The 17,668-nt window shown below is 50.9% G+C and carries 16 protein-coding genes and 3 pseudogenes; 10 read left to right on the top strand and 9 right to left on the bottom strand.

From position 1 onward, the window contains the following. Positions 1-504, top strand: a pseudogene (katA, locus tag HMPREF2924_RS20170) (catalase KatA); the annotation flags it as partial. A gap of 382 nt (positions 505-886) precedes the next feature. Here katA and HMPREF2924_RS34605 read toward each other — a convergent pair. Continuing rightward, positions 887-1,744 (bottom strand): alpha/beta fold hydrolase, encoded by an 858-nt coding sequence (locus HMPREF2924_RS34605; protein WP_003086189.1) that lies wholly within the window; start codon positions 1,742-1,744, stop codon positions 887-889. A 30-nt stretch (positions 1,745-1,774) separates the two neighbouring features. On the opposite strand from HMPREF2924_RS34605, the gene HMPREF2924_RS34610 reads away from it, so the two are divergent. From HMPREF2924_RS34610 to HMPREF2924_RS34630, 7 genes are all read left to right on the top strand, one after another. After that, the gene (locus HMPREF2924_RS34610; protein ID WP_023094864.1) at positions 1,775-2,386 is read left to right on the top strand and encodes a glutathione S-transferase family protein; all 612 of its coding nucleotides are present in this window, start codon (positions 1,775-1,777) and stop codon (positions 2,384-2,386) included. Between the two features lie 373 nt (positions 2,387-2,759). Beyond that, positions 2,760-3,494, top strand: a complete 735-nt coding sequence (locus tag HMPREF2924_RS34615; protein ID WP_071535248.1) for a pirin family protein — start codon at positions 2,760-2,762, stop codon at positions 3,492-3,494. A gap of 101 nt (positions 3,495-3,595) precedes the next feature. Further along, complete coding sequence (locus tag HMPREF2924_RS20175; protein WP_031632454.1) at positions 3,596-4,180, top strand: isochorismatase family protein; 585 nt, start codon at positions 3,596-3,598, stop codon at positions 4,178-4,180. 214 nt (positions 4,181-4,394) lie between these two features. Beyond that, positions 4,395-5,828 carry an efflux transporter outer membrane subunit gene (locus HMPREF2924_RS34620; protein ID WP_225525655.1) on the top strand — a complete coding sequence of 478 codons (1,434 nt, stop codon included), beginning with the start codon at positions 4,395-4,397 and terminating at the stop codon, positions 5,826-5,828. After that, a complete protein-coding gene (locus HMPREF2924_RS34625; RefSeq protein WP_023094862.1) occupies positions 5,818-7,026 on the top strand; it encodes an HlyD/EmrA/EmrK family protein in 1,209 nt (402 codons plus the stop codon). The genes HMPREF2924_RS34620 and HMPREF2924_RS34625 overlap by 11 nt, the downstream gene beginning before the upstream one ends. A 15-nt stretch (positions 7,027-7,041) precedes the next feature. Beyond that, complete coding sequence (locus tag HMPREF2924_RS20180; protein ID WP_031690674.1) at positions 7,042-8,562, top strand: MFS transporter; 1,521 nt, start codon at positions 7,042-7,044, stop codon at positions 8,560-8,562. Positions 8,563-8,959: 397 nt separating this feature from the next. Next, a complete protein-coding gene (locus HMPREF2924_RS34630; protein WP_003086197.1) occupies positions 8,960-9,850 on the top strand; it encodes a LysR family transcriptional regulator in 891 nt (296 codons plus the stop codon). Between the two features lie 328 nt (positions 9,851-10,178). Here the strand turns inward: HMPREF2924_RS34630 and HMPREF2924_RS37025 are convergent, their stop codons facing one another. The 7 genes and pseudogenes from HMPREF2924_RS37025 to HMPREF2924_RS20205 all read right to left on the bottom strand — a co-directional run bounded on the left by HMPREF2924_RS37025 (position 10,179) and on the right by HMPREF2924_RS20205 (position 15,263). Next, a complete protein-coding gene (locus HMPREF2924_RS37025; protein WP_003086201.1) occupies positions 10,179-10,433 on the bottom strand; it encodes an NAD(P)/FAD-dependent oxidoreductase in 255 nt (84 codons plus the stop codon). Positions 10,434-10,509: 76 nt separating this feature from the next. After that, positions 10,510-10,731 (bottom strand): NAD(P)-binding protein, encoded by a 222-nt coding sequence (locus HMPREF2924_RS37030; RefSeq protein WP_225525649.1) that lies wholly within the window; start codon positions 10,729-10,731, stop codon positions 10,510-10,512. Positions 10,732-10,866: 135 nt separating this feature from the next. Then, positions 10,867-11,466, bottom strand: coding sequence for a substrate binding domain-containing protein (locus HMPREF2924_RS20190; protein WP_003086204.1), 600 nt, complete (start codon positions 11,464-11,466; stop codon positions 10,867-10,869). A 49-nt stretch (positions 11,467-11,515) separates the two neighbouring features. Further along, a pseudogene (locus HMPREF2924_RS36505) lies at positions 11,516-11,663 on the bottom strand (IS3 family transposase); the annotation flags it as partial. 218 nt (positions 11,664-11,881) lie between these two features. After that, a complete protein-coding gene (locus HMPREF2924_RS20195) occupies positions 11,882-13,918 on the bottom strand; it encodes an FUSC family protein (RefSeq protein ID WP_003086207.1) in 2,037 nt (678 codons plus the stop codon). Continuing rightward, positions 13,902-14,981 (bottom strand): multidrug transporter subunit MdtN, encoded by a 1,080-nt coding sequence (gene mdtN / locus HMPREF2924_RS20200; RefSeq protein WP_023094861.1) that lies wholly within the window; start codon positions 14,979-14,981, stop codon positions 13,902-13,904. The genes HMPREF2924_RS20195 and mdtN overlap by 17 nt, the downstream gene beginning before the upstream one ends. A gap of 12 nt (positions 14,982-14,993) precedes the next feature. Continuing rightward, on the bottom strand, positions 14,994-15,263 hold the full coding sequence (locus HMPREF2924_RS20205) for a YtcA family lipoprotein (RefSeq protein ID WP_023094860.1): 270 nt from the start codon (positions 15,261-15,263) through the stop codon (positions 14,994-14,996). Between the two features lie 255 nt (positions 15,264-15,518). Here HMPREF2924_RS20205 and HMPREF2924_RS20210 point away from each other — a divergent pair, with 255 nt between their 5' ends. Together HMPREF2924_RS20210 and HMPREF2924_RS20215 are read left to right on the top strand one after the other, a co-directional pair. Further along, positions 15,519-16,754: a PucR family transcriptional regulator gene (locus HMPREF2924_RS20210; RefSeq protein WP_031690673.1), complete on the top strand. Its 1,236-nt coding sequence runs from the start codon at positions 15,519-15,521 to the stop codon at positions 16,752-16,754. A 488-nt stretch (positions 16,755-17,242) separates the two neighbouring features. Next, positions 17,243-17,464, top strand: coding sequence for a VOC family protein (locus HMPREF2924_RS20215; RefSeq protein WP_049874674.1), 222 nt, complete (start codon positions 17,243-17,245; stop codon positions 17,462-17,464). A gap of 108 nt (positions 17,465-17,572) precedes the next feature. Here the strand turns inward: HMPREF2924_RS20215 and HMPREF2924_RS37035 are convergent. Further along, a pseudogene (locus tag HMPREF2924_RS37035) lies at positions 17,573-17,668 on the bottom strand (DEAD/DEAH box helicase); the annotation flags it as partial.

Raw genomic sequence — 17,668 nt, forward strand, 5'->3', positions numbered from 1 at the left:
CCGGCCAACGTGGTGCCCGGTATCGGTTTCTCTCCAGACAAGATGCTCCAGGGCCGTCTGTTTTCCTACGGCGATGCCCATCGCTACCGCCTGGGCGTCAACCACCACCAGATCCCGGTGAACGCCGCGCGTTGCCCGCACCAGGTCTACCACCGCGACGGCGGCATGCGGGTGGACGGTAATAATGCATTATTACGTGTCACCTACGAGCCTAACAGCTACAACCAGTGGCAGGAGCACCCGGATATCTCCGAGCCGCCGCTGAGCCTGGAGGGCGTGGCGGACCACTGGAGCCACCGGGTGGACGACGACTACTACAGCCAGCCGGCTGCGCTGTTCCATCTGTTCACCGACGAGCAGAAGCAGCGGTTGTTCGCCAACATCGCCGAAGACATTCGCGATGTCCCGGAACAGATCCAGCGGCGCCAGATCGGCCTGTTCCTTAAGGTCGATTCAGAGTACGGGAAAGGTGTTGCCGATGCGCTTAGTGTTAAAAGGAAGTAGTAGCGCTTAAAGTAATAATTTGTCTAATTTGATTTCTTGAAAAATTATCTATCTGATTTGAGAGAGTCATATGAAAATTATCATAAAGCAGCATGATAAAGAAAGGATGAGTCGTGAGTTTAAAGGGGCGGGAGTGGACCTTTGGGAGGTGTATCAGGGGGAGGTACTTGTTGGAGTATACCAAAGTGAAGACGAAGCGATAAAGTATAAGGAGTCCTTGGAAGAAAGAACGAAGGAAAGCTGAATGGTTATTGTAAATAATGTTTGGAGGGTGAAATAATTTTTTGCAAGCTGTCTTGCACCGTTGCTGCAGCCTGCCCCCGTTCGCAGCAACGGATTTTTATAATTTTATTTGTGTTGTACTGACAGGAAAAGTTTTGGCCTATTTGCTATTTAAGAAATTTATAAGCACATTTACTAGTTGCTCCGGTTGCTCCTCCGGAATCCAGTGGCCACTACGATCGATTACAATGGTTTTTACATTCTGGGCCAAAGGTTTCATGAGTTCACCCACATGGTTGCCCATTCCGTGTGAACCCCCAATACCCAGCACTGGCATCGGCAGTTTGGTTGATGCGTTTTCTTTGTTATTGATTGCGTCAACAGTGAACGCTCGATAATGTTCAAATCCACCTCGCAATCCTCCGGGAGTTTTCATGTTAGTAGAGTAGTGGGCTATATCCTCGTCTGTAATGGCTGATGCATCATAAGCAAGGTGCTGTATGAAATATCTCAAGAAAACTTCTTCATGCCCTGTTACTAATGATTCTGCAACACCTGGAGCTATAAAGAAGCCAAAGTGCCAAAGATGTGGAAAGCGAGCTGTATCTTGTAAGGCCTCTAGACCTAGGCCCGGGATCGCAGCCTCCATTACGACTAATTTTTTTACCTCGTTAGGATGCGAGGCTGCATACTCATACGCAACCATTAAACCGATATCGTGCCCGACGAGATATATTTTTTCAAAACCCAGTTGATGAATTAGTTCATGAATATCTTTGGCAACTGTTCTTTTGTCGTATCCACTGCTTGGTTTGTCTGAGTCACCGAAACCTCGCATGTCAGGAGCAATGACGGTGAAGTGAGAAGCTAAAGAAGGGATGACATGACGCCATTCTCTTCTACTTTGTGGCCAACCATGAAGCAATACCAGAGGTTCACCCGAGCCTGAAATACTGTAACGCAAACGCACTCCATTGACTATGGCACTATGCTGAGTTGGTTTAGTATTGTTTTTCATATACGTATCCTTAATATAAGGAGAATTTAGATGAAGTTGTTCTATGCACCTGGAACCTGCGCGGTTGCATGTTGGATTGCACTTGAATGGGTTGGAACTCAATATGATCTGATAAATGTCGATTACACCTCCAAAGAGTTTCAGCAAGTAAATCCTCTTATGTTGGTTCCGGCCTTGGATACAGGGGGAGGGCAAGTTTTGACACAGGCTAGTGCTATATTGACCTACATATCCGAGCAATATCCTTTAGCATCAATAGGGTGCGGTGATAGTGTAGAAGCTAGATCGAAGTTCAATGAGGTAATGTCTTTCTTGTCAAGTGACTTTCATCCATCTTTCTGGCCATTTTTTTCACCCCAGCGCTTTACAGTAAATGAATCCTCAGAAGCACTTGAAGACGTCGTTGGCGCCGCCCACGTAAGAATAAATCGAGTAATGACTCACCTTGACCAACTTGTTGGAGAAGAAGGATACCTGTACCTAGGACGACGATCAGTAGCAGATGCGTACGCATATGTCATGATTCGATGGACTGAAAGACTGCCGAAAAAATGGCGAGAGTACCCCAATATTGCTAGGTTCTATTCTCTAATGGAAAAAGACCCTATAGTCAAAAAGGTCATCCAGCTCTCCAACGCATGATCGCTTGATTACTTTCTGCATATCTCTGCTGTAGATGTCAATAGTGGTGGCATCCTCAGCAGATACTCGGTAGGTGTGCCGGTGCGGAACGCTAATAAACTGTGGGCAGTAGGAATACCTAGGTGTTGCACTGAGGCTAGAAGGCATGCGGTTTTCTGCTTTTTTTAGTCGGTAGCTAGGCAGGATTGATCCAGAAATGGAAAACTGTTATTCAAGATTAGGTCTTTATCTCGACTTCAAAACTGATTAAAGATTGCTAAAGCCTTATCGTGAAGGGATTTATATTTGTGGTATTAGTCAATATATATGTGGCTACGTTATTTAGGTGATGTTTACTATCCAGAAGTTTTGGTGAGGTTTAATTGAGATGGTTATGCCTATTACCCTTTCTGTTCAGCGTATGCGACATGGTGATGGATTTAATGCTTACATGCTACGCAATGCGCAAGGAGTGCTGGATCCTTTCCTTGGGGTTGATCACGCTTGGATGAGTGCGCCTACTTTCCCGCCTCACTCTCACTCCGGTTTTTCTGCTGTTTCGTATCTGTTTCTTGACTCAGAGACGAGCATTCACAATAGAGACTCGATTGGAACGGATAATACTATTAGAGCGGGCGGAGTGCATTGGACTACTGCCGGGGTAGGAGTGATTCATGAAGAGGTTCCTGCTGAGACCGATAAAACGGTACATTCATTGCAGATTTTTGTAGATTTAAGCATTGAGAAAAAAAATCTCGAGCCATATCCACTAATACTTGAGCCAGAAAATGTACCTGTAGTTCGATTTCCGGGAGTCGAAGTGCGTGTGCCCATAGGCAGTTTCTTCGATATGAAGTCACCTCTAACGCCGCCTACTGATGTGACGTTGCTTGATATTTTAATTGAAAAGGATAACGGACTTTCTGTGCCTGTTGAAGCGGGGAAAATAGCATTTGCTATTCCAATTTTTGGAAAGATTGAAATAGGTGGAGATTCTTATGAGTGCGAGGATCTTAAGATTCCCTTGTTTCCAGTAAGCCCAGAGCCATATATTGTTGAGATAAAATCGAGTAATGGACGCGCTGGAGTTGCAATGTTCGTTGGGAGTCCGCTTCATACAGCGTTGTAAAGTTTGACTTTATTAGAATTCTATTTTGATTTTGTTGGGTGTAGAACAGTGCCCAACTTTCGCTGAAGCCTAGCCTTCAGCTTATATTGAGGAGAAAGAATATGTCTTTTAAAAGATTTACGGCGGATAACGCTGTTATGCTTCTGATCGATCATCAGGTTGGTACTATGGGGTGGGCCAAATCTCTGCCATTCGAAGAGCTAAAACGTAATGCGTTGATGTTGGCTAAGGCTGCCGCCATACTCAAGATGCCTACTGTTCTGACTTCCAGCATGGAGGAGCATGCTCAAGGGCCATTGCTCTCGGAGTTGCAGGATATTTTACCGAAGGAGTTTGCCGCCCGTATAAAACGCGTTGGCATCGTGAATTCGATGGATGACGAAAACTTTGCCGCAGCGGTACGAGCCTCCGGTCGTCAAAATATAATAATTGCTGGTGTTACCAATGATGTCTGTACAGTGTATCCAGCACTAAGCCTTGTGCTTGAGGGCTATTCCGTACAAGTTGTTGCCGATGCCGGTGCCTCTCCAACTAGATTTGCCGATGATATGGCGCTCCGGCGTATGGAGAAAAATGGCGTAACTCTTACCAGCACTAACCAACTAATTGCAGAGCTTGCAGGGAATTGGGCTACTGCAGAGGGCGGGCAGCTTGCGCAGATTCTTCAAGACGCCTTGATGGCTTAACTTTATAAGCAAGGCTCAGTAAGCAGTGCTTCTGAGCCTTGCTTTTTTATATTTAGAATATAAGTGCTCTCTCAATGAAATTTGTTGCTGCTTTATCTTTGGGTTGGGTACAGCGGCCCCTTGCAAAGAAAGTGTTTAGTAAGACATCCTTTTAAATTTTAAATAAAAATAAATTTCCAGGGGGTGTTTCGTGCGCTTGCGTGTGTGCGTGGTAGTGATACTAAGCTCTTTTTTGTCGTCTGGTTGTGTTCCAAAGCACATAAGGCCGCAGTCTGAGGTTTTACGGGCAGAAGACTTCGGATTGAAAAAGACTAATGGCAAATTCTCGAGAACTATATGGCCAACGCTAGATTGGTGGAAAGTTTTTGGCGATAAACAGTTAAACCTATTAGTTCAGGAAGGAATAGCCAATAGTAGTGACTTACGGGCTGCAGAAGCGCGTATTCGTCAGGCTAATGCAATTGCTGGGTCAGTAGAGTCAGAGCTATGGCCGAGTTTAAATGGTACGGCAGAGTTTTCGCGTAGTCGCACCTCATTGTACGGTAGAGGTAATGGGGCTTGGAGCAAATTGTACGATGCGAAAATTAGTTCTTATTTTGAGCTGGATATCTGGGGGAAGAACCGCGCCGCTCTTAAAGCTGCAATTGGTCGATTAAAATCGAAAGAGATTGAACGATACGCTACGCAATTATCCTTGGCTCATTCAATCGTGCAGGCTTATATAAACCTAGATCAGCTATACAGCGAGCTTGCTATTCAACAGGAAATGCTTGAAACCTATAAGAGCTTGCTAGAATTGACTCGTCAGCGCTATTTTGCCGACTTGGATTCATTAGTAAGTGTTAAGCAAGCTCTGGCGGCTATTCCTGCTACCCGTGCAGAAATAGCGTCTTTGAGAGAGTCTCTGGAGTTGACTCGTAACCAGTTTGTAATGCTAGTTGGAAAAGGGCCTGATAGAGGGCTGCAAATAGAAGAGCCAAGTATAAACTATGCTGATATTACTATGGTTCCTGACAACCTGCCGGCGGAGTTGCTTGGGCACCGTCCGGATATAGTCGCTAACAGGTGGATGGTTGAGGCGAAAAGTTATGATGTGCGCGTTTCAAAAGCCGAGTATTATCCGAATATAAATTTATCATCTTTTATTGGAGTGCAGTCCCTTGGCTTTTCAAATCTGCATAAAAGAAATAGTTATGAGTTTTCAGTTGGACCAGCGTTTTCTTTACCGATTTTTGATGCGGGAAGGCTCGACTCTAACTTGGCTGATGCTATTTCTAGTTATGATCTGGCGGTGGAAAACTATAATGCAGGCTTGACCGGAGCTCTGCAGGATCTAGCGGATCAGCTGACTTCTCTAAAGTGGCTGAAAGAGCGTCTGAAAGAGCAAGGAGAGGCACTGAAAACCTCCCAGGAAAGCGCTGATTTAGCATTGGCTCAGTACGGTGCAGGACTAGTAAGCTATTTGCAAGTTATCTCTACACAAAGTGTGGTGTTTAGTCAGAAGTTACTATTGTCTCAGCTGACATCTCGCGGTTTATCGCTTTATGCTCAATTAAACAGAGCACTGGGAGGTGGTTATTCTCCTGATAATCTGCCATTGGTTTCAGATATTTCTTCTAATCTCTTAGAGCCTAGAAATGAACGATAAGAGTTCTGCGTCACCTGCTTCGTCAAAGTTAGGGGGTATTGTAGCCCCTATTCAAGATGGTGGGAAAGGTATTTTGCTGGTTTCTATAGTCATTGTCTTTGTTTTGATAACATTATCTGTTTTTTGGTATTTCTATGAGTTAAATGTGGAAAGAACTGAAGATGCACAGGTAAATGGGAATGTCGTGCAAGTGACAGCTCAAATTGATGGTACAGTAATTGCGATTCATGCCGATGATACCGATCATGTTAAAGCCGGCACGCCCCTTGTACGACTAAATCCTGTAGATCAGGAGATCATTTATGAAAGAGCTCGTGCTGCGCTTGCTAAAGCTACGAGATCTGTGCGTTCACTGTACTTACAGGTCTCCGAAGCCAAAGCCGATCTAGTTCAAAGGCAAGCGGATGTCAAAAAAGCTAAAACTGATTTAGCCAGGCGCATGCGAATTGCGTCGGTGGGGGCTGTCTCTCGTGAGGAGATCAGCCATGCCGAAGACGCTCTTAAAAGCGCTCTTGCTGCTCAGGACTCAACTCAGCAGATTCTTTCTCAGCGTTTGGCTCAGGTGGATAATACGGTAATACGCTCACACCCTGATGTGGCCACTGCTGCGGCTAGCTTGCGGGAGGCTTATATCGCGAGAAAGCGGACTATTATTCCAGCACCCGTTGATGGGATGATAACTAAACGCAATGTTCAAGTCGGTCAGCATATCGGCGCCGGAGTTGCACTTATGTCGGTGGTTCCATTAGATAGTTTATGGGTTACGGCTAACTTTAAAGAGTCTCAACTGGAAGATATTCGCATCGGGCAGCCTGTTGAGCTAACAGCCGATATGTATGGTTCTGATGTTGTGTATCACGGAGAGGTTGTTGGCCTGGATGCAGGAACTGGTAGTGCGTTTTCACTATTCCCTGCCCAAAATGCAACAGGGAACTGGATTAAGGTTACACAGCGTGTTCCTGTGAAGATATCCCTGGATTCAAATGAGGTTGTGAGGAATCCTTTACGTGTAGGTTTGTCTATGCATGCAGTAGTCGATACTAGTAATGTTAGTGGGAAGGCTATTAGGACAGGTATTGTTTCAAAGTTCACCTATGATACACAGGTTTTTGATCATGAACTTAAGAATGCTAACGATGAGGTGGAAGAAATTATTCGAAGTAATGAAGGCTTTATGATGTCGCCGCCAAAATTCTGATGTGAGAAACTTAAATTGGCTATTAGTTATGCTTCTCTTTATCTAGCAGTATTGCTGCTGTCAACAATACAGTTTTTAGAGTCCAGTATGTTGGGTTTTGCCTCGACTCCTATTCGTGGAGAGATACAGGCTAGTCCGGAAGAGTATAGTTTTATTGCCGTCTTGTATGCTTGTTTTGCAGTTCTGTCCATTTCAAAGGTTCGATGGTTCATTGAGCGTATCGGATGGAGATATTATGTATTTTTTTCAATTATTTTGTATTTAGTTGGTGCGCTGGTCTGTAGCCTCAGTGACGAAAAAATAAGCTTCTCGATCGGGCGTGCCATTATGGCTTTGGGAGGAGGGACATTTATGACTATCGGGAGGCTCCTTGCAAATACGCTCCCAGGTCATTTACGTTTCAATGGAATTTGTTTTTTTGCAACAGGCGTCCTGCTTGGTACCATGGGCGGGCCTTGGCTAGCTGCGTTAACTGTTAGTGAAGGCCATTGGCAAGCGATGTTCTGGGCCCTGCTGCTATTGGCATGTATCGTTGCTTTGTTGACTATTATTTATGCTCCGAAAATGGAGCTTCCTAGAGAGACCTGGTCTAGTAGTAGTTTTTCTTTTGTTTTTTTGTTAGGGCTTTTTTCATTCTTTATACTCTATTTGCTGCAGCGCTCTTATTATGATTTTTATAATGAAGGAGTGATATTGGTATGTTTTGTTCTCTTGTTCCTTGGGGGCTTGATATCTATTTTTTATACTGAGCATCAGCGTGAAAGGCCGCTATTTCGGTTGAGGGATATTCTTACTAAACGTTATGTGGCTGGTGTTGGATTGTTTTGTGTGTGTTACCTCTTGATCGGTATGAATAATTATGTACAACCTCAGTATCTGTCGACTGGCTTAAAATATTACTGGGAGTCTATAGGTGTGTTTCAGGCTGTAGCTTTGTTATGTACACTGGTGATTTGGATGCCAGTGATGCGTTTTTTATTACCCAAGTATCCTTCCCCTGTAAAGTATTGGGTGTTTGCATTCGGCTCTCTTGCGGTATATGCGTGGATCTTTTGTTCCTTTTCACCAGTGGTTGATGTGTGGGCTCATATCGTACCGGCTCTAGTGTTGAGTGGATTTTTTATTAGCGCGGGGATGGGGACTACGGCAATGCAAACCTTTAGGGAATTTGGTGGCAATGAACAATTATTTGCGCATGCTTATCAGTTGAAAAATATGTTAGGGCAGATTGTACAGGCTATAGGGACGGCTGCTGCAACTATATTCATGCAGTGGCGGCAGACGGTTCAGTATGGGAACTTGAACATAAATATGGTCACCGGTGATCCTTTGTATAGCAGGAGTATAGAGGAGATGTCAAAGTATATTTCCCTTACGTATGGCAGCAAGCAGTCCGACGCGCTGGCAATATTTCAACAGTCTCAAGAGTTAAGTCGACAAGCTGTTTTTTTGGCCGGAGTTGAATACTACTGGTTGATTTTTTGGGTTTCCATGATTGTTTTGTTGGTCTCAGTGGTTCAGCGAGTTTTTAGGTAAGAGCTTTATGGATCTTATGAAATAGCTACTTGTGGGGGTTAATGGTTTGTGATCCGTTTTTTTTGGGAGATATATATCCTGTGTCTAATATTCTGAGTTTTCATTTTCCTTTGCTGTACTTCTCTATAATTAGGCCAAAGCTATTGGGGGCCTATGTTTAGCTTATAAAGCTGTCGCCTTGTCGCCGTTGTGTGCTGGTAGTTGTGATATCCTAGTATGTATGATATTGGAGTAGGTGTTCTATTGCTTTCACGTGGATTAAAGAACAGCCTGTTGGTGTTCGAGTTGATTGGTTCATGATCTTCCTTCTGCAATAGTGATGGTTTATTTTGTTTTTGAGGATTTTCTTCTAGTTTTATTTGTGCTTAATGCCTTTTAATCAAGGCTGAGGGGCTGTATGTTAAGACTCGATGATATGGAAATTTTCGTAGAGGTTGTTCGGCAGAATAGTCTTCGAAAAGCGGCGGAAAAACTAAAAATACCAGTTTCTACATTGTCAAGAAGATTGTCAGTTTTAGAGAAAGAGATAGGCGTTCGACTAATTCGGAGAACTACTAGAACCTTAGAGGTTACAGAGCTTGGGAACGCATACTATCAACGATGCAAACCAATAGTAGATGAGGCACGTGTAGCAAATCAAAGTTTGAGTGATATGGCTTCGGCGCCGTCTGGCCTGCTTCGAGTTTCAATGCCGGTAGATTTTTCCATAGCATATATAATGCCATTGGTCATTAAGTACTCGGAAATTTATCCAGATATTGATTTTGAGTTTGATCTCACTCCTCGTCAAGTAGATTTGACGAGAGAGCCTCTGGATGTGGCGATAAGGCTAGGAGAGCAACAAAGCTCTAGTTTGATAGCTAGGCATTTGATTACGATTCCTCGCTATTTATATGCATCTCCTGAATATTTGAAGGTCAATGGTTATCCATCCTCTCCTTCTGAACTACATTCTCATAAATGTTTGATAATGAATACGCCGCAGGAGAGAAAATACTGGAGCTTACTAGGTAAAGATGAAGAAGCGGAAGTTGAACTAAAGGGACGGTTTCTTATGAATAGCATAGGCATGTTAAAAAATTTAGCTATAATGGGGGAGGGAATTGCAATGATTGCTCCAGGAGTGGTCAGAAAAGAAGCATCCGATGGTGAACTGGTTAGGGTTTTGCCAGAATGGAGTGGTAAACCACTATCCGTATACGCATTAACCGAAAACAGATTGAGTCCAGTTAAAATATCAAGTTTCATAGATTTTCTGTATGATGGTCTTAGAAACGAGAAGGATTGATTCTTTACTTTGCTCTGAATTTTTAGTCTGACTGATCTTGTCGTAATTCTCTTCTGGCTTTTGTTTGTTTTTAGATAAGTTCCGGATAATTGGTTTTTGTTTTAGAGGGCTTTAGATTTTTATCTTATTGTCTGTTGTTGATTTGTTTTTTGAGAATTCAACTAAGTTTTTCAGCAGAAGCGTGTGCCAAGGGGAGCGGCTATGACAGTTGAACTGTAACCCATGTGCCTAATCCTGCACTGTAAGGGCCTCTGTGAAGTGCTGGGTGATGACGGATAGATCCAGCAACCTGAAAACTCCTGTTCTGGCGTCCCGCTGAGATGGAATTTCAGACAGTTGCACTGGATACCCACGTACAAGCCTGGCCGATGACATAGCGAGCTTGCAGGCTTTCGCCGTCGGCGAGACGGATGGCCACACCCTCGGGAAGGAACTCGAATCCTTCGATGCGCGTGTGGTGGCGGGCGTTCGCGCCGTGCTGGAGCGCGAGCAGCAAGGCGTAGAAGTCGATGTCCTGGCGATACAGGTGGGCCTCCGGAGCGTCCAGCGGAGGGGCGACGACATGCTCGGCAGCGCTGTCCACGCCGGCAGCGTGCCAGGCGAAGCTGAATGCCAGCTTGATCCCGCAGGCTGACGATCCGATGTGCCGGACGATCTGCTCAGGATTGGGGATGAAGGCCAGTTCGGGGATCCCGAAGCGTTGCGCGAGGAGGCGCAGGAGCAGGCCGCTCTCGGGGGGGCATGGCCTCGCCGATGGAGAATCGCGGATGTTGACCGGCATCCAGGATGAGAGTTTTCAGACCGTGCTTCGCCAGAATCGCTGCCGAAATCGAGCCTGCGATACCGCTGCCAATGATGACGATGTCGTACGTACGACTCATGAACTAACCCGGTTTGTCGTGGTGGATCTGGAAAGTGTCGTGGTGCGTGCCGCGGATGTTAGAAGGAGCCGGCCAATCGAGCTGGCGTCTGCTGGAACCGCAGGTCCCAGTAGAGCGTCTCGCCGATTGCGCTCTTTAGCTCGCTGAGAAACAGCGAGATCTTCGCCGGTACCACCGAACCCTGCGGTCGCCGTAGATGCCCCCCTGCGCTTGCTCCGGCAGAGCGTGTCGTTCGAGAAAGGTCACCAGCCTACCGCTGACCACTTCTTCGTGGACCAGCCAGGTCGGCGCATGAATGATCCCCAAGCCTTGCAAGGCTCCTTCCACCAGGAGCTCGGCACTGTTCACGGACAGGCGGCTGACCGGCGAGATCCTGATTCGCCTGGTACTGTCGGCGCTGCTGAACTGCCAGCTCAACGAGGCGTTGCTGCAGCCGTTGTGTTGCAGGCAGATGTGCCGTTCGAGTTCTTCCGGGGTGCGTGGCAGACCGTGCTTCAGCAGGTATTCCGGGCTGGCGCAGAGCACCCGGAGTAGCCCCGCCAGCTTCGAGCAGATCAGGCTGCTGTCCGGCAGGATGCCGAGACGGATGCAGAGATCGAGTTTTTCCCCGACGGGATCGACAAACCTGTCGTTCAGGGAGAAATCCAGTTTGAGGCCGGGATTCTTTTTCAGCAGTGTGCTGAGCAGGGGTGCGATATGTCGCCGGTCGAACGCGACCGGTGCCGAGACTCTCAACGTACCTACGGCCGAAGAGGTGTGTTCCTTTATTTCATTTCTGGCTTGGTTTCTGCTGCCTGGGGGGAGGCGCTTTGCTCTTCGGGATCACGCCATCGTGCTCCTGTGGGAGCTGCTGCCCAATGCTGCAAGGCCGAATCCACTCCCCCCGGCGAACGGTAGGCGTCGATATGGTAGTAGCTTTGGCCCAGCACCACGGCAGCGACCTCTCGCTTGAACTCGGCGGAAAACGTACGTCATTGCTTGCTCATCAGACACCTCTCTCTCGGCGAGGATTCTTGCCTAAATCGGTATCCGGCATCAGTGGACCACTACAAGCCCCACCACTGTTCAGGAGCGTGAAGTACAAGCATCAGTAGCATTTCCAAAGGTAGGGTAAGGAGGTTAACGACAAGGCGTAGCCGGTGGAATTAATTTATGGCCGGGCAGGGCGGTCAAATAAAGGCTGCGTCTTCAGGTGCTCGATTTCCCTTACCAACTCGTTTAGCAGGCTGGGTAGCGGCGATTTCTCTAAGTCTTCGAGTTCACGACGGAGTCTGTACCAGCTTTCGTCCAGCGTTGTGGTAGGCATCAACGCCGCGTCGAGTTGACCGGCCAGCCAGTCTGCGTACCGTTCCAGGCAGGCGGCGGCCTGTTCGCAGAACTCCAGCAAGGCCAGGCGTAATTCCGGTTTCAACCGGGCATGAGCGAGTTCCGTCTGTAGGCTATCACTGGTCAGGACGATCACCCTGATCGCTGCAAGAATCTCCTGTAGGCGCAGTGTTAGCACCTCCTGCTGGCCTTCGCCAGACTGCCAACTGGGCTCAAGGATTACTCGCGCGAGCATGTCCTGGCTGTCGTTCAGTTCGCTCCAGAGTTGTGGGTCCGTGGTGGCGCTGTTGGTGCGTCCGCGTCGCAGCGAGGTGGCTACCGCGCGCGACAACCGAGCCAGGCGTTGGCGCAGGGCTTCTCCCTCCGCCTCTGGCCAGAGCAGAACATGGATGACCCAGGAAATGCCCGCGCCCAGCAGGATGCCCAGCAGGCGGTCGCGGATTTCCGTCAGGTCGGTGCTCGGCGAGAAGCCTTCCATCAGGGCCAGGGCGAAGGTGAACATGATCTGCGTGCCAGCGTAGCTGATCCGCTCCGATCCGGCCGAGACCCAGGAAGCTAGCGCGATTACTGGCAGGACCATACCCAACAGGCCGATGATGTCATCGAGGTGCGGCACCACCCAGAGCATCATGGCCAATGCGAGACTACCGCCAAGCAAGGCTCCGACCACCCGCAGCAGACTACGCTGGCCGGTGGCGCCGAGGCTGGGCTGGGCGACGATCAGGCAGGTCAGCATGATGGTATGCGCGCCCTGCCAGTCGCTGGCGGTATAGAACAGGTAGCAGAGCAGGGCGGCGAGCAGGGTCTTCAGGGAGAACTGGATATAGGCCGGGTTGTCGAAGGCGTCGCCGACCATCAACGGCGGGGTGCTGCTGGCCTTCAGCTTCGGGCTGGCGTTGTCGTGTTCGCATAGGGCCAGCAGGACCAGGCGCATTTCCTGGCAGGCGCTCGGCAGTGCACGGGTGTCGAGCTGTGCCAGCTCGTTGGGGAAGCGCGGGGCTTGTGCGTTTTCCGTGGCGATCCGTAGGGTATGGATGGCCTGCTGCAACACCAGTAGAGCCGGTGATGCGCTGGGTGTTTCCTGCAATTGCCGGGCGAGCAGGAGCAGGCGGGAGATTGCGCCGACGCGGGCCAGGTGAGCGCCCTGCTCGGCGCGGAAGCGCGGGTCGCGCATGCTGGCGAAGCGCAGCAACTGCTGAGAGGCCAGGAGGCTACGCTGGAGATCGAGCGGGGCCATGCGCGCAGCCGGTGTGGCGGTGTCTGGCAGCAGGCTGGCGGCGATTATCTGCAATTGCCCCAGCAGGTGCGTGCGCAGTTGTTTCTGCGGCTCCAGTGGAAGGAACAGGGTATTGATCAGCAGGGTCAGCATGATCGCATAGTTCACCGCGACCCAGACCCAGAGCAACTGGCGCAGGACGATTTCACCTTGGTCGGTGAGATCGGCGAAGCTCTGCGAGTAGATGACCACTATGCCGATGACGAAGAACACCGTGCCGATCCGCGTGGTGCGCATCAGGAAGGTGCTGCAGAAGAACAGCAGGGAGGCGCCGAGGATGCGTAGCATAGGGTGGTCGTAGGTGAACTTCAGCAGCAGGATCGACAGGCCGATGGCCAGCGTCGAGCCGACGACGAACAGGCTGCCGATCAGGCGCGTGACCACCACGTTGGTCTGCGTGACGTAGAAGACGACGATCAACGATAGCGCTAGGAAGGGGATCTGCAAGGCCATCGAGACGAGGATTACCAAGGCGCAGCCGAGCAGGCTGCGCAGCATCAGGTTGAGCCGGCCTGGGTAGGAGCGCAGCTCGCCCGCGAGGAAGTCGCGCAGGCGCGCGATGCCCGAATCAGCGGGGCTGCGCATGGGAGGTAGGGGCCGCCGCGGTGGGTTCCTGGGCGTCATCGGGACGCAGGATCGCCACCGCCGACGCGCCTATCCGGAATAGCTCGGGGTCGGTGGCACTAACCGCGATCTTCACCGGGAAGCGCTGCGACACCCGCACCCAGTTGATGCTCCGCTGCACCTGTGGCAGACCCCCGACGACGGTTCCACCATCGTCGGGCGTGACTCCGTAGCTGATGGAGTCGACCCGGCCGCGAAAATGCCTGCCGGTATCGCTGAGCAGATAGAGCGTGGCCGGTGTTCCGGCGCGGATGTCTTTGAGGTCGGTTTCGCGGAAGTTGGCGATGACGTACCAGTGGCACGCATCGATCAGAGTGAACACCGGCTTGTAGGCCGAGGCGAACTGGCCGACGGTGGTGCGCAGGGCCGCCACGCGGCCATCGAACGGCGCGCGGACCTCGGTGAACTCCAGGTTCAGTTCGGCGATGGCGATCTGCGCCTCAATCTCGGCACGTTGTGCCACCAGCGCGTCGACCCCGCTTACCGCCGCCGCCGCGCGTTGGGCCTGGAGCCGAGCGCTATTCAGTTCGGCGCCGGTGGAGCGTTGCGCGGTGCGCGCCTGGTCTACCGACTCTGCCGAGACGTAGCCGCCGGGCAGCAGCTTTTCCAGGCGCCGCAGGGTGTCGCCGGCCTGCTTGGCCTGGGCGCGGGCGCGCTCCACTGCGGCGACCGCAGAGGCGGCTTCGTATTCCTGGGCGTTGACCGAGCGCTGGGTCAGCTCGATCTGCCGGTCCAGGGTGATCAGGCTGGCCCTGGCCTGGGCCAGCGCATCCCGGTAGGGGCGCGGGTCGATGCGCAGGAGCAGGTCGCCCTGCCTGACCAACTGGTTGTCGCGCACCGGCAGTTCGATGATCCGCCCGTTGACCTCGGGCACGACATCGATGGTATCGGCGTAGACGTAGGCATCGTCGGTGCTTGGCGCCGTTTCCAGACGATGGATCACATAGCCGAGCATGACCAGGCAGATGAGAGTGAGCAGCAACACGGGCAGTCGGCTACGCCGGGCAGGAACTGTCTGGGTCATGGGCGAAAAGTCTTAGCGATGGAAAAAGACGAGCCATAGCGACATGGCGAGCAGGGTAGTGAGGAGTGGATAGCTCAGCGCCAGCGGCTCCAGCCGTCGGTGCCTGTCGGATCTGCTCAGGAGCGCGTGGATGAGCGCTATGCCGACGACGCCGCCGATGATGCAGAACAGCCAGTCTGGAAAGGCCGCGCCAAAGAGCACGAGCGAGGGAGACATCGAACAACCGCCGAGCAGGATACTGGCCAGCAACAGTGCCTGCCTGGGTCGAGTGGGAATTGGCATGCACGCTACCTGGGGCTACGGAATTCGGGCGATAGGGTCGGCAGACCACGAGAAAGTCGGTGGTGCATATGCTATTGCGGATTGGCGCTGTTGGGTATTGTGAATAACTACAAGTTTATTTTTGGTTTTTCACAATGAAAGTTGCGGTAAGCCTTCTGCTATTCTTTGCTGCGCCGACTACTGGTTTATTGTCTTTTCGTATTCTTAGTTGCTTCTTCATATGTCGAGGAAAAAGTGATCGCTTCGATTCCTACGATGAGTGATCGATTGAGAGCGATCACTGCGAAACTTGCCGAAGACCCTCAGCGGATAAGCGGACGGGTTCATTCTGAACTGCTGGACATGGAGGGTTACCGGGACCTCTCCGCAGAGGCCCGTGAAAGCGTCGACGAGTTCCTGGTCTGCTCCGTGGAACTCTGGTGCGAAGCCCTGCTCAGTGGCGCCGGCCTGTCCGCCGAGGCGCGCGAGGTTTTTGCCGGCTACGGGCGGCGCCGGGCACACCAGGGAGTGCCCCTCCAATCGCTGATGCGTGCATTCAGCATCGGCATTCGCGAGATCTGGCAGGGCTATCTGGAACTGGCCGGGGACAGCGAGGAATTGGGCAGGGAACTGCTGTTCGAGGTGTCCCGCTACATGTTTTGCTACTTCGACGAGGTCGCCGAAGAAACCGTCCAGGCCTATCTGGACGAACAGATCAGGAAGGTGCGCTGGCGCGAATACTTGGGCCAGCGGCTGTACTACATCCTGTTGCATACGCCGGAGGACGAGACGGGCTTCCGCGAAGTGCTGGTTGCCCTCGGTCTCGACCCGAGCATGCCACGCGTAGCGCTCGCGCTGGACGTCAGCATCGACGCGGAGAAACTGCGGAGTCGCGAGGAAGAGATCGAGCGCCTGCTCCTGCAGGTCTCGCGTGCCTTCAGGGTGGCCACGGCGGACCTCGTGCGCACCTGGTATCGTGAACGCCTGATCGTCTGGCTGCCCTGCGCCCATGGCGAAGCCATCAGCCAGGCCGACCAGCGCCTGGCCCGGGGCGTGGCAGCGTTGCTCGCCTCGCAGGCGGAGATCCACCAGGCTGGGCTGGGGATCATGAACCACGGCGCGCGGGGCTGGGCCCGTTCGATGGAGGAGGCGCTGAAGGCGCTGGATTTCTTTTCCGGCGAACGCGCCGAGCGAGCAGTCAGGCGCTACTCGAACATCTTGGTCGAGGATGGCATCCGTGGCAGCGAGAATGCGCTGCGCTACCTGGTGTCGCTGCTCGAACAACTGGGCAACGAGCCCGACCTGCTGCTGACCCTGGAAACCTTCCTGAACCTGGGACGCCGTCGCGGCCATGCGGCGAAACGCTTGGGCATCCATCCTAACACCCTGGATTATCGCTTAGGACGAGTCGAGGAATTACTTGGCGCGCGCTTGGCTGATGCCGACTGGGTCAACAGGCTGGATATTGCCTTGAGGTTGCGTCGGTATTCATCTGGGCGGAGTGGTGTGTGAGTGGGCCATTGGAGCGGCCTGTGTTTGGTTGACTTGTTCCCCGGTTTCAGTGTCAAGTCAAACTTATTGAGGAGAAATTGCCTTGTGAGGTTGTTTGAGTTGGCGGGATTTATGGTTTGGATTTTACTGCGTTTGTGTTAATTTTGACTTTCAATATGTAAAGTTTCTTGTTGTATGTCCAGGTTCCATATTGTTCTAGGTGAGTCTGTCTTTGATGATTGCCTAAGAAGGATTTATGATTTTTTGCGCTTTTCTTTACATGAATTTGCGCAAGACCTGTTTCTCTCCTTCCCCCCGCGTAGAAGCAGGTTTTTTTATTTTCTGGTGGCTCGATTAAAAGTGTATTTGGTGTGAGAACTGGGGCCGTAGAGCGGTGTGTGCTCGACCCCGGCAGCGTGATCGACCTCAAGACTACCGCGATGGGAGATTCACGTTGGCATTCGTTGGTTATACCGATGAGCAAGATGTGGCAGTTTTGGAGTTGACCCATGACTGGGATCAAGATAGCTATTTTCTTGGCGATGGTTATGGGCATGTTGCCAATCGGAGTCGATGATGCAGCAGCGACCTGCGCAGAAGTTAAGGTATTGGGCTATAAAGTAATTCGTGAAACGGGTTTTATGAAGTATGGGTGTAGCATTATCGCATTTCTTGAGGGCCCAGACGGTTACAAGGTAGAGTTAATCCAGAAAGGTACTCAGTTTGGCTGATCGAGTAGGAGAAGATATTGTTTCGGTGGAACACTTTGCTCACTGCAAAGGCAGTTCTAGATGAGTAAAAATGAAGCTAAAACGGCCACCCGGAGGTGGCCTATGAGTTCATGCTGCAATAAGTTGTCGTGCCAACGCCATCTCCACCGAATCCCCATCCTGGTTCAACGAGTCGAGACCTGACTCGGGAACGTCTCCCGACGT

The sequence above is a fragment of the Pseudomonas sp. HMSC063H08 genome, assembly GCF_001813645.1.
Classification (GTDB): Bacteria; Pseudomonadota; Gammaproteobacteria; order Pseudomonadales; family Pseudomonadaceae; genus Pseudomonas; species Pseudomonas aeruginosa.